This is a genomic window from Streptomyces sp. NPDC001920 (assembly GCF_053594495.1).
In genome coordinates this window covers 340750-352819 of sequence record NZ_JBSFEP010000008.1, presented here as the reverse complement: position 1 = coordinate 352819, position 12070 = coordinate 340750, and the positions used below count along the sequence as shown (strand labels likewise).

The 12070-nt window shown below is 71.0% G+C and carries 9 protein-coding genes and 1 rRNA gene; 5 read left to right on the top strand and 5 right to left on the bottom strand.

Translation table 11 applies throughout. The annotated features are described in order from the left end of the window. Positions 1 to 88: ribosomal RNA gene (gene rrf / locus ACWCPI_RS16605) — 5S ribosomal RNA — on the top strand; the annotation flags it as partial. Between the two features lie 105 nt (positions 89 to 193). Here the strand turns inward: rrf and ACWCPI_RS16600 are convergent. Genes ACWCPI_RS16600 through ACWCPI_RS16580 form a run of 5 tightly spaced genes read right to left on the bottom strand, consistent with a single transcriptional unit; the run spans position 194 to position 5834 of the window. Continuing rightward, a complete protein-coding gene (locus tag ACWCPI_RS16600; protein ID WP_451038777.1) occupies positions 194 to 1504 on the bottom strand; it encodes a DUF58 domain-containing protein in 1311 nt (436 codons plus the stop codon). Next, positions 1504 to 2493, bottom strand: coding sequence for an AAA family ATPase (locus tag ACWCPI_RS16595; RefSeq protein WP_451038776.1), 990 nt, complete (start codon positions 2491 to 2493; stop codon positions 1504 to 1506). The genes ACWCPI_RS16600 and ACWCPI_RS16595 overlap by 1 nt, the downstream gene beginning before the upstream one ends. Continuing rightward, positions 2493 to 3695 carry a DUF4350 domain-containing protein gene (locus ACWCPI_RS16590; protein WP_451038775.1) on the bottom strand — a complete coding sequence of 401 codons (1203 nt, stop codon included), beginning with the start codon at positions 3693 to 3695 and terminating at the stop codon, positions 2493 to 2495. Before ACWCPI_RS16590 ends, ACWCPI_RS16595 begins: the two co-directional genes overlap by 1 nt. Then, positions 3692 to 4501: a DUF4129 domain-containing protein gene (locus tag ACWCPI_RS16585; protein WP_451038774.1), complete on the bottom strand. Its 810-nt coding sequence runs from the start codon at positions 4499 to 4501 to the stop codon at positions 3692 to 3694. The genes ACWCPI_RS16590 and ACWCPI_RS16585 overlap by 4 nt, the downstream gene beginning before the upstream one ends. A 4-nt stretch (positions 4502 to 4505) precedes the next feature. Next, on the bottom strand, positions 4506 to 5834 hold the full coding sequence (locus ACWCPI_RS16580; protein ID WP_451038773.1) for a DUF7847 domain-containing protein: 1329 nt from the start codon (positions 5832 to 5834) through the stop codon (positions 4506 to 4508). Positions 5835 to 5974: 140 nt separating this feature from the next. Between ACWCPI_RS16580 and mtnA the strand changes: the two genes are divergently transcribed. The 4 genes from mtnA to ACWCPI_RS16560 all read left to right on the top strand — a co-directional run bounded on the left by mtnA (position 5975) and on the right by ACWCPI_RS16560 (position 11880). Further along, the gene (gene mtnA / locus ACWCPI_RS16575) at positions 5975 to 7126 is read left to right on the top strand and encodes an S-methyl-5-thioribose-1-phosphate isomerase (RefSeq protein WP_451038772.1); all 1152 of its coding nucleotides are present in this window, start codon (positions 5975 to 5977) and stop codon (positions 7124 to 7126) included. A 156-nt stretch (positions 7127 to 7282) separates the two neighbouring features. Further along, positions 7283 to 7972 (top strand): two-component system response regulator MtrA, encoded by a 690-nt coding sequence (gene mtrA / locus ACWCPI_RS16570; protein WP_187283109.1) that lies wholly within the window; start codon positions 7283 to 7285, stop codon positions 7970 to 7972. Position 7973: 1 nt separating this feature from the next. Beyond that, positions 7974 to 10055, top strand: coding sequence for an MtrAB system histidine kinase MtrB (gene mtrB / locus ACWCPI_RS16565; protein ID WP_451038771.1), 2082 nt, complete (start codon positions 7974 to 7976; stop codon positions 10053 to 10055). After that, entirely contained in the window at positions 10045 to 11880 is a 1836-nt protein-coding gene (locus ACWCPI_RS16560; protein ID WP_451038770.1) for an LpqB family beta-propeller domain-containing protein, read from the top strand. Before mtrB ends, ACWCPI_RS16560 begins: the two co-directional genes overlap by 11 nt. Positions 11881 to 12070: the final 190 nt, after the last annotated feature.

Here is a 12070-nt window from a genome sequence, read left to right as displayed (position 1 = left end):
CGGTTACATTCCGAACCCGGAAGCTAAGCCTTACAGCGCCGATGGTACTGCAGGGGGGACCCTGTGGGAGAGTAGGACACCGCCGAACAAATTTTGAGAAAGCCCCCGGCCGGGGATACCGGCACGGGGGCTTTCTGTGTTTGCTCTGCGTGCGGATTTGGGTCTCTGAGGGGGCTCCTCAGAGACCTTGTGATTACAGGCGTCCGGTTGTTTTCAGCGCGAGGTACGCGTCTGCCAGCGCCGGCGCGAGTTCGTCCGGGGTCGCGTCGACGACCGTTACGCCGTGGCGCCGGAGTTGGTCTGCCGTGCGATGGCGTTCACTCTGGGCCTGGGCGGCGGCTGCGGCCTCGTACACCGAGTCTGTGTTCCCGCGTGCTGTTGCCATGCGTGCAATGTGTGGGTCGGCCACCGATGCCAGTAGCACCGTGTGGCGCTGGGTGAGTTGCGACAGGACCGGCAGCAGGCCTTCTTCGATGGGGGCGGCGTCGAGGGTTGTCAGCAGGACGATCAGGCTGTGGCGCGGCGCCGTACGTAGAGCGGTGGCCGTAAGGCCTCGGGCGTCCGTTTCGATCAGTTCGGGTTCGAGCGTGGCCATGGCGTTGACCAGGGAGGGGAGGAGATCGCCTGCTGCGCGGCCCTGTACGAGGGCGCGTACGCGGCGGTCGTATGCGAGGAGGTCGACGCGATCGCCGGCGCGGGAGGCGAGGGCGGCCAGGAGCAGGGCCGCGTCCAGGGAGGCGTCCAGGCGGGGCGCGTCGCCCACGCGTCCTGCTGAGGTACGTCCGGTATCCAGAACGAGGAGGATGTGGCGGTCGCGTTCGGGGCGCCAGGTGCGGACGGCGACCGCGGATTGTCGGGCCGTAGCGCGCCAGTCGATGGAGCGGGTGTCGTCACCGGGAACGTACTCGCGCAGGCTGTCGAACTCGGTGCCTTCGCCGCGTGTGAGAACACTGGTGCGGCCGTCGAGCTCGCGCAGGCGGGCCAGTTTGGCGGGCAGGTGCTTGCGGCTTGTGAAAGGGGGCAGGACGCGTACGGTCCAGGGAACTGAGTGGGTGCCCTGGCGGGAGAGGAGGCCGAGGGGGCCGTATGAGCGGACGGTCACGCGGTCGGCTCGGCGGTCGCCTCGGCGGGTGGGGCGCAGGCGGGTGGTGAGGCGGCGGCGTTCGCCTGCCGGCACCGTCACGCGGTGACGCGAGGCGGCCGTCTCGGTGCCGGGCTGCCAGCTGCTGGGGGGCCAGGCGTCGCGGATCTGGGCGCGGAGAGGGCGGCCGGACGGGTTGGTGATGGTGAGGGTCACGTCGGCTGTTTCACCCAGGCGTACGGAGGTGTCGCCGGAGCGGGCCAGGCCGAGACGTCGTACGGGTGCTGCCAGTGCGAAGTCACAGGCGCATGCGATGGCCAGCGGGGCGTTGACCGCGAGGATGCCCGTCCAGCTGGGATCCCAGATGCCTACCGGGAGGGAGCCTAGAGCCGCTACGAGCGCGGCGCGTCCGGTGAGTGCCATCAGCGGGGGACGGGGACGTGGGACAGGATCGCGTTGATGACGGAGTCGGCGGTGACGCCTTCCATCTCGGCTTCCGGGCGGAGCTGAACGCGGTGGCGGAGGGTGGGCAGGGCCAGCGCCTTGACGTCGTCAGGGGTGACGTAGTCGCGGCCGGTGAGCCAGGCCCAGGCGCGGGCGGTGGCCAGGAGGGCCGTGGCGCCACGTGGGGAGACACCAAGGGTCAGAGAGGGGGATTCGCGTGTGGCCCGGCAGATGTCGACCACGTAGGCCGTGATCTCCGGGGAGAGGGTCGTCTTGGCCACGGCCGCGCGTGCCGCTTCCAGGTCTGCGGGACCCGCTACGGGGCGTACGCCGGCGGCGCGCAGGTCGCGTGGGTTGAAGCCCTCCGCGTGGCGGGTGAGGACGTCGATCTCGTCCTGGCGTGAAGGCAGGGGGATGGTGAGTTTGAGGAGGAAACGGTCCAGCTGTGCTTCGGGGAGGGGGTAGGTGCCCTCGTACTCGACCGGGTTCTGGGTGGCCGCGACCAGGAAGGGTTCCGGGAGCGGGCGCGGGGTCCCGTCGACGGTGACCTGGCGTTCCTCCATGGCCTCGAGGAGCGAGGACTGGGTCTTCGGCGGGGTCCGGTTGATCTCGTCGGCGAGGAGGAGATTGGTGAACACCGGGCCGGGCTGGAAGGAGAACTCGGCGGTGCGGGTGTCGTAGACCAGGGAGCCGGTCACGTCGCTGGGCATGAGGTCGGGTGTGAACTGGACGCGTTTGGTGTCGAGTTCGAGTGCGGATGCGAGGGCGCGGACGAGCAACGTTTTGGCCACCCCGGGGACTCCTTCAAGGAGAACGTGTCCGCGGCAGAGGAGGGCTACGACGAGGCCGGTCACTGCGGGGTCCTGGCCGACCACGGCTTTGGCGATCTCGGCGCGCAGGGCCTCCAGGGAGGCGCGGGCGCTGCCCGGATCCCCGGTGCTCCCGGCGTTGTCAGTGGTCGGGTCCATCATGGACGGCGTACCTCTCTTTCGAGGGCGTCGAGTCGGTCGGCGAGGGAGATGAGTGCTGCGTCGTCGTGTGGCGGCGGGCCGAAGAGGAGTGTGTGCAGGGGCTGTCCGTCCTCGGGGTTGCGGAGGTGGGCGGACAGGGCGGGGAGAAGGGCCTCGGGCGTATGCGCCTGGGAGGCGGGGACACCTACGAGGGGGGCGAGACGCGTGCGGGTGGTGGAGCGAAGAGCGGCGGCTGCGCGATCACGGGCGTTCGCCTTGCGGTAGAGGCGGGCGCGGCCTTCGACGGTTTCGGAGGCGCGGATCGCCACGGGGAGTTTCTCAGGCACCAGGGGGCCGAGTCGGCGTGCCCGCCAGAGGGCGGCCAGTGCTGCGGCGATGAAGAGCTGCAGGGTGCCCCACACCCAGCCTGAGGGGAGCAGATCGAAGAAGCCGCGTTCGTCGTCGGTGTCGGCGGCCGTCGTGTCGGAGAGCGAGGGGAGGTACCAGACCAGATGGGGGCGGGAACCGAGGAGTTGGAGGGCGAGCGAGGCGTTGCCCTGCTCGTCGAGGCGGTCGTTGACGAGAATGTCGGGTGCGCCGAGCACCACCGTGTCGCCGCCCCTGCTGGTCTCCGGGACGCGCAGGAGGGTGGCCAGGCGCTCGCTGGGGTAGCACTCGTCGGCGTCGAGGTGGGTGGTGGTGTAGCGGATGCCGCCCAGGTCGGCGGTGCCGGCGCGGCGGGCGGCGGGCAGGGAGCAGCCGGGGTCGAGCTCGTCTTCGAGGCTGGTGGCGGGGTCGGCGGTGACACCGGGGGCGAGTCGTTCGACGGACCAGCTGCCGGGGGCGACGAGGACGGTACGGCCGTCGGCGTCGGCGGTCGCCGAGCGCAGCCGGGACTGTTGACGGTGCGTCAACAGGTCGGGGGCGGCGACCAGGAGGGTGGTGTCCGGGGCGGCTGCGGAGCGTGCCTCGTCCAAAGTGGTGACGACGCGTGTGTCCACGCCCCGGTCGGCGAGGAGTTCGGCGATCGCGCGGCTTCCGTTGGGGTCGGCGGAGCGGGGGTCGAGGGCGCCGTGCCGGGTGTCGGAGCGAATCGTGGCGATCGCGACGGCCGTGGCCAACAGAACGACGACGGCGAGAGCGATGCCTCGGGTACGGGTCCAGACCTGGCGCGTGGTGGGCGAGGCCGAGGTGGGCGGGAGCGTGGCCTCGGTGGTCATCGGGCGGCTCCGTGGCGGGTATGGGGGGCTGTGCTGGGTGCGTTGCTCGCGAGCTGTGGCTTGGTGCTCTCCAGGGCCTCGTCGAGTTCCGCGATGCGCTGGTACGCCTGTTGGGTCGCCGTCCGCCCGCCGTATGTCACGTCGTCGAAGTCCCGGGCGGCTGTGCGTAGCCGGTCTCTGTGGGAGGGCAGCGAGCGGCCCGCTTCGGCGGCGGCCTCGTCCGCGGTGCGGCCGGGGCGGGCGTCGAGGAGTGCGCGTTCCTCCAGTGAGCGGACGATGGCGCGCATGCGTTCCTGGACGGCCTGGTTCCAGTGGCCCTGGGCAGCGTGCGCTTCGGCGGCGGACCGGTGTTCGGCGGCGCTGCGGGGGCGCTCGTCGAACAGGGCGGCGGAGGATGTGGGTTGTCGGCGGGGGGTGCCGAGGCGCCACCACAGGGCGCCCAGGACCGCGAGGGCGACCAGGATGACGACGACCAGGCCGAGCGGCCCTCCGGGCGTCACGGTCGAGGCGCTGCTGAACAGGTCCTCGACCCACTCCCAGAAGGCGTCCAAGGCACGTTGGAACCAGCTGGGTTCGTTCTCGTGGTACATGTTCTTGGACAGCTCGCGCCGGGCCGCTTCCCGCGCGGGATCACGCGGGATCGTGAGCGGCGGCTCGTCGTCCGAGCGGGTCGGCAGCGACAGTACGGACGTGTCGCCGCCCCGCGACAGCGACAGCACCGCGGTGCTGTGGGCGCGCAGCACCGTGCGTGCGGCGGCGTCCGGTAGTGCTGAGGCCGCGCCGGCAATTCCCCCCGCCAAGAACACCGGTTCAGCTCCCCCCGGTGTCGGCGCCGTACCCCTGGACGCCGGCTGCTCGGGCCAGTTCGAGGTCGAGGGCCTCGCGGCGGATGCGCTGGTCGATGTAGAGCAGCACGGTGACACCGGCCGAGATCGGGAAGGTGATCATGGAGCCGATCACCGAGCCGATGCCGCTGATGATGAGGAATGTCCAGCCGAAGTCGGTGGTGCCCTCGACGAAGCTGGTCGCCCCTTCGCCGCTGACGGCGCCGCCGAGGAAGGTGAAGGGGATGACGACGATCGCCGCGACGATGTTCGCGATGATCGTGGCGAGCAACTGGATGCCGAACACACGCCACCAGGAGCCCCGGACCAGCTTCGCGGAGCGGCTCAGCGACTTCAGAATGCCCTGCTTCTCCAGCATCAGCGCGGGCGAGGCGAGGGAGAAGCGGAACCACAGCCACAGTGCGACGATGCCGGCGCCGAGAACGCCCAGCACGGCGAGGGCCGCGCCTCCTTCGCCGGAGCCCGAGGCGGCCACGAGGATGCCCGGCAGGGCGCCCACGGACACCAGACCGAAGGTCATGAGCAGCAGCAGGAAGAGCAGGCCGAAGAGCCGCAGCACCTGAGGTCGGGCGTCGCGCCAGGCTTCGCCGGTCGTCACCGACTTGCCGAGCACCGCGCGGCTGGTGACAGTCGTCAGCAGGGCGGTCGCGACGATGGCGCCGACCACCGAGATCAGGAAGACCAGGGTGGAGCTGATCAGGGCGTCGCGGGTGGCTCGGGCCAGTTCGCTGACGGTGGCGCTCGGGTCGTTGAGCGCCTCGGTACCGGCGAGGTCGTTCAGGACGAGGCCCTGGAGCAGGATGACGAGGATCTGCGTCACGACGGCGACGGTCAGGGAGATGCCCAGGACCGTGCGCCAGTAGGTGCGCATGGTGGAGACCGCGCCGTCGAGGATCTCACCGACGCCGAGTGGGCGCAGTGGGATCACACCGGGCTTGGCGGCGGGCGGAGGACCGCCCCAGCCGCTTCCCCACGCGCCGTACCCGCCTGGAGGGCCGTAGCCCTGGTGGCCGCCGCCGTATCCGCCGGGGCTCGCTGGAGGCGGAGCGCCCCAGCCCGGGCCGGGCGGTGGAGGCGGTGGTGCCTGGCCGGGAGCTTGCGGGCCCGTCGGGGCGGACCACTGGGCGGGCGGCGGCTGCTCCTTGGACCACTTCGAGCCGGAGTCCTGTGGGTCCGGTCCCGGCTGCTGTGCGGAGTCGGAACGGTCTTCGGGCTCGGCCGGGCCGGACGCGCCGGGCTCCTGCCCGTCGGACGGGGCGGATCCGGGCGAGGCCCAGCCCGGAGTGTCTTTCATCGTCGCTCCTTCACGGTGCCCGTCCGCGGTCGCGGCGGCAGGTTGGCAGCCATCGTGCCATGGGGTGGTCGTCGAGGTACCGGCCGCGGTATGGGCTGCACACCTTCAATTGTCCGCCGGATACGGGGCAGACTGACCGCATGGCTGATCAGTACGCGCATTCCGGCGAGGACAGCGGGCCGACCGAGATTCCGGCGATCCGATGGGACGAGCCACCCGAGGGCCCCGTTGTGGCGCTCCTCGATCAGACGAGGTTGCCGGCTGAGGAGGTCGAGCTGGTCTGTACGGACGCGCCCGCGCTCGTGGAGGCGATCCGTTCGCTCGCCGTGCGCGGGGCACCGCTGCTGGGGATCGCCGGGGCGTACGGCGTCGCGCTCGCCGCCGCGCGCGGTTTCGATGTGGACGCCGCCGCGGAGTCGCTCGCGGGGGCCCGGCCCACGGCTGTGAATCTGGCCGTGGGCGTGCGCAGGGCCCAGGCCGCTTACCGGGACGAGCTCTCGCGCAGTGGAGACGTCGGGCAGGCCGCCGTGGCGGCGCTGGGTGCGGCGCGGGCTTTGCACCAGGAGGACGCCGAGGCCAGCGCCCGTATGGCCGAGCACGGGTTGACGCTGCTGGACGAGCTGCTCCCGGGCGGCGGTCACCGTATCCTCACGCACTGCAACACCGGAGCGCTGGTGTCGGGCGGGGAGGGCACGGCGTTCGCGGTGGCGTTGGCGGCGCACCGGGCCGGGCGGCTGCGGCGGCTGTGGGTGGACGAGACGCGGCCGTTGCTGCAGGGGGCGCGGCTGACGGCGTACGAGGCGGCGCGCAGCGGGATGGCGTACACCTTGCTCACGGACAACGCGGCGGGCTCCCTGTTCGCGGCCGGCGAGGTGGACGCGGTGCTGATCGGGGCGGATCGCATCGCGGCCGACGGTTCGGTGGCGAACAAGGTGGGGAGCTACCCGCTGGCGGTGCTGGCGCGCTACCACCATGTGCCGTTCATCGTGGTGGCGCCGCTGACGACGGTGGATCCGGGGACGCCGGACGGGGCGTCCATCGAGGTCGAGCAGCGCGCGGGCTTCGAGGTCACCGAGTTCCTCGCCCCGCAGGTGCCGGTGGCAGGGGCGGAGGTGGGAGGCGGGATACCGGTGGCGCCGTTGGGGACCCAGGCGTACAACCCCGCGTTCGATGTGACGCCGCCCGAGCTGGTGACGGCGATCGTCACCGAGGAGGGGGCCGCTTCGCCCGTGACGCCGGAGGCGTTGGCGGAGTTGTGTGCCCGGTCGCGGCAGGTGCCGCGGTCGTTGTGAGGTAGAGGGAACCGGCCGGGGGCAGACGCGGGCACATCCGCTCTCACGTCACTCACCGCGATGCGGATGAGGGCAGACAGTGGTGACCGCGTACGACTAAGGTCACTGGCCGGTGACCTACCTCACCTGAGCCTTCGCCACTGTTATGAGAATGGGATGATGTCGTTTATGAAGGGACGAGTCCTTGTCGTCGACGACGACACCGCACTGGCCGAGATGCTCGGCATTGTGCTGCGTGGTGAAGGTTTTGAGCCGTCTTTCGTAGCCGACGGCGACAAGGCGCTGGCCGCATTCCGGGAGGCCAAGCCCGATCTGGTGCTGCTGGACCTGATGCTGCCCGGGCGGGACGGCATCGAGGTCTGCCGTCTGATCAGGGCGGAGTCCGGGGTGCCGATCGTGATGCTGACGGCCAAGAGCGACACCGTCGACGTGGTCGTCGGCCTGGAGTCCGGTGCCGACGACTACATCGTGAAGCCGTTCAAGCCGAAGGAGCTCGTCGCCCGTATCCGGGCGCGGCTGCGGAGGTCGGAGGAGCCGGCACCCGAGCAGCTCGCCATCGGTGATCTGGTCATCGACGTGGCCGGGCACTCCGTGAAGCGGGACGGGCAGTCGATCGCGTTGACGCCGCTGGAGTTCGACCTGCTGGTCGCGCTGGCCCGCAAGCCGTGGCAGGTGTTCACCCGTGAGGTGCTCCTGGAGCAGGTGTGGGGCTACCGGCACGCGGCCGACACGCGTCTGGTCAATGTGCATGTGCAGCGGCTGCGCTCCAAGGTCGAGAAGGACCCGGAGCGGCCGGAGATCGTGGTGACCGTGCGTGGTGTGGGTTACAAGGCAGGGCCGAGCTGACATGTCCCGGGACAGTGCCGCTGCGGCCCCCGGTCGGACCGGGGCCCGTCCGGAGCGGCCTGTCGGCCGGAGGGTGCCGGGCTCCCGTTGGGGGCGGTTCCTCGAGGGCGGGCTGCTGCAAGGAGGAGTCCAGGGCAGCCCCGTTCTTCGGCTTCTGCTGCGCTGGGTGCGTCGGCCGCTCCTGCCCGTCATGCGGCTGTGGCGGCGCAACATCCAGCTCAAGGTCGTAGCCACGACCCTGCTGATGTCGCTCGGCGTCGTCCTGTTGCTGGGCTTCGTCGTGATCGGCCAGGTGCGCAACGGCCTGCTGGACGCCAAGGTGAAGGCCTCGCAGAGCCAGGCCGCGGGTGGGTTCGCGGCGGCCAAGCAGCGGGCCGACGAGGCGGCGGCCGGCACTGCGGACGACGGCACGACGGCGGGCGAGCCTTCCGACCAGAACGTCATCCAATGGATGAGCGACCTGGTCTCCTCGCTCTCCAGCGGCGGCCAGGGTGCCTTCGACGTCGTGACGCTTCCGACCTCCGCGGGCGGTGACACCGGCGGGCGCGGTCCGCGCGCTTCCGGTGGTGTGAACCCGACGAGCAGCGTGCCGGAGAACCTGCGCGAGCGGATCGACAGCAATACGAGTGCGTTCCAGAGCTACACGCGCATCGTCTACTACCCGAGCGCCAAGAAGGAGTCCCAGCCGGCTCTGGTCATCGGTAAACAGGTCAACGACCCCAACAGCGATCCGTACCAGCTCTACTACCTCTTCCCGCTCACCCAGGAGGAGAAGTCGCTGAGCCTGGTCAAGGGGACGCTTGCCACCGCCGGGCTCTTCGTCGTCGTGCTTCTCGGGGCCATCGCCTGGCTCGTGGTGCGGCAGGTCGTCACGCCGGTGCGGATGGCGGCCGGAATCGCGGAGCGGCTGTCCGCGGGGCGGCTGCAGGAGCGGATGAAGGTCACCGGCGAGGACGACATCGCACGGCTGGGCGAGGCCTTCAACAAGATGGCGCAGAACCTTCAGCTGAAGATTCAGCAGTTGGAGGACCTGTCGCGGATGCAGCGGCGGTTCGTGTCGGACGTGTCGCACGAACTGCGGACGCCGCTGACGACCGTACGCATGGCCGCCGACGTCATCCACGAGGCGCGGGAGGACTTCGACCCGGTGACCGCGCGGTCGGCGGAGCTGCTTGCCGACCAGCTGGACCGGTTCGAGTCGCTGCTCGCGGACCTGCTGGAGATCAGTCGCTTCGACGCCGGCGCGGCGGCACTGGAGGCCGAGCCGATCGACCTCAGGGAGGTCGTGCGACGCGTGGTCAGCGGGGCCGAGCCGCTCGCGGAGCGCAAGGGGACACAGATACGTGTCGTCGGAGATCAGCAGCCCATCGTCGCGGAGGCGGACGCCCGGCGGGTCGAGCGGGTGCTGCGCAACCTCGTGGTCAACGCCGTGGAACACGGCGAGGGCAGGGACGTCGTCGTCAAGCTCGCCTCCGCCGGCGGGGCCGTCGCGGTCGCGGTGCGCGACTACGGCGTCGGGCTCAAGCCAGGTGAAGCGACCCGTGTCTTCAGCCGCTTCTGGCGGGCGGACCCGGCACGCGCGCGTACCACGGGCGGTACGGGCCTGGGCCTGTCCATCGCGTTGGAGGACGCCCGGCTGCACGGCGGCTGGTTGCAGGCGTGGGGCGAGCCGGGGGGCGGTTCGCAGTTCCGGCTGACGCTGCCGCGGACGGCGGACGAGCCGCTGCGGGGTTCACCCATACCGCTCGAACCCAAGGACTCGCGCCGCAACCGCGGACTCAATGACGCAGGTCTGCCGTCCGGTGGCGGCGAGAAGGCCGCGACGCTGCCGACGCAGCCCTCCGGCGACCAGGCGTCTCCCATGTCATCGAGGGATCCGATCGCGGCGCGGTTGGGCGCGGCCACGCCCCCCAAGGCAGATCCCACGGCGCTGCCCGGCAACGGCGCGCGCGTGGTGCCCCGCCCCGCGTCGGGAGCGCGACGACAGGACGACGACCGGGCCGGGGCGGAACCCACACCGAGCGAGGAAGCCGGGCCCGCCGAGGAGCCGCACGACCAGGGGGAGGCATTCCGTGGCCGCTGACCGTGAGGGGGGCGCCCGACGCAGGCCGGGGCGCACGGTGGCGTACGCCGCCTGTGGCGCCGTATTGCTGGCGGGGTGCGCCTCGATGCCGGACAGCGGTGACCTGCGCGGTGTCGAGTCCACGCCGCGCCAGGACACGCAGGTGCGGGTCTTCGCCATGCCGCCCCGTGAGGACGCTTCGTCATCGGAGATCGTGTCGGGCTTCCTGGAGGCGCTGACCAGCGACGATCCGGACTACGAGACAGCCAGTAAGTACCTGACCGAGGAAGCCGCTCGCAGGTGGCAGCCCAAGCGGTCCACGACGGTGCTCGCCGACGGGCCGGGCGCCGAGGCCGAGCATGTGGGGGGCCGCGAGGACGGCGCCAGCCTCACGTACACGCTGACCGGCACCAGGGTCGCCACGGTGGACGCGCAGCAGTCGTACGCGCCCGCCGGCGGGGCCTACAACGAGTCGATGCACCTCGTGCGGGAGAAGAAGTCCAAGCAGTGGCGTATCGACGTGCCGCCGCGTGGTGTCGTCATGGGCCAGTCGGACTTCCAGCGCAACTACATGTCGGTCGACAAGTACTACTTCGCATCGAGCACCACGCTCGGCAGCTCTCCGCACACGGCCGCCGTCGCCGACCCCGTCTATGTGCGCAGGAACGTGGATCCCATGACGCAGACGGTGCGCTCCCTGCTCAGGGGGCCCACCAGCTGGCTCGACCCGGTGGTCCGGTCGAGCTTCCCCACCGGCACGGCGCTGAGCGTCGACTCGCTGACACCGGACGACCAGAACCGGCTGACCGTGCCGTTGAACGACAAGGCGGCTCGGGTCGGGCTGGCCAAGTGCAAGGAGATGGCGGCGCAGCTCCTGTTCACCTTGCACAACCTCACCCCCACGGTGGACGAGATCGTGCTCGAGTCGGGCGACCGGCAGTTGTGCGCGCTCACCGACGACGATGCGGAGGCCGTGGCCGTGCGCGGGTCGGTGGGGCGTGCCGAGTACCTGTACTTCCTCGACGACAAGCACCGGCTCGTACGGCTGGCTGCCGCCACCAACGACACGAAGCCCGATCCGGTCCCGGGTGCTCTCGGTGAGGGCGAGAGGGAACTGCGGTCGGTGGCGGTGTCGCGTGACGAGGGCATGGCGGCCGGGGTGAGCCTCGACGGCCGGAACCTGTACGTGGGCGCACTGGTGTCGGACGGTCCGCTCGGTGAGCCCGAGCTGACCAGCGCGGGCAAGAAGGCCGAGGAGGGGCTGTCCGCGCCCAGCTGGGACGCCCAGGGCGATCTGTGGGTGGCTGACCGCGACCCTGCCGATCCCCGTCTGTTGCTGCTGCAGGAGGGCGTCGGCGATCCGCTGGCGGTGAAGACGCCGCCCGGTCTGGAGGGCAGCATCCAGTCCGTCCGGGTGGCTGCCGACGGCGTGCGGATCGCGCTCGTGGTGCAGCAGGGCGACAGGTCGTCGCTGCTCATCGGCCGGATCGAACGCGGCGACGATCACAAGGCGGGCGGGCGCTCGGCCGTCTCGGTGCACGAACTTCGCTCCGCCACGCCGGAGTTGGAGGAGGTCACCGCGATGTCGTGGGCCGGTGACAGTCGGCTCGTGGTGGCCGGTCGGGAGAAGGGCGGCCTGCAGACGATGCGCTACGTCCAGGTCGACGGCTCCACGCCGGAGGGACCGGCGCCCGCGGCGCTGAGCGGGGTGAAGGAGATCACCGCGTCCGAGGACGCACGGCTGCCGCTGGTCGGGTACTCGGAGGACGGCATCGTACGACTGCCGTCCGGAACGCAGTGGCGCAAGGTGGTGACGGACGGGACGGCGCCGGTGTATCCCGGCTGAGGTCCTGTCTCCCCGGACCGCTGGGTCCGGGGACGTCGGCTGTGGCGGCTGTTTCGGTTGGCCGGGGTGAGACCCGGTTGCCCGAAGCAGCCGCTTTTTTACCTGGGTGGGAGTCCTCGATTCCTGGGCGGGGGGGTGGGGCGGGGTTTTCCACAGGGGGTTTTCCACAGGGGTGGTCGCTCGTCGCGGG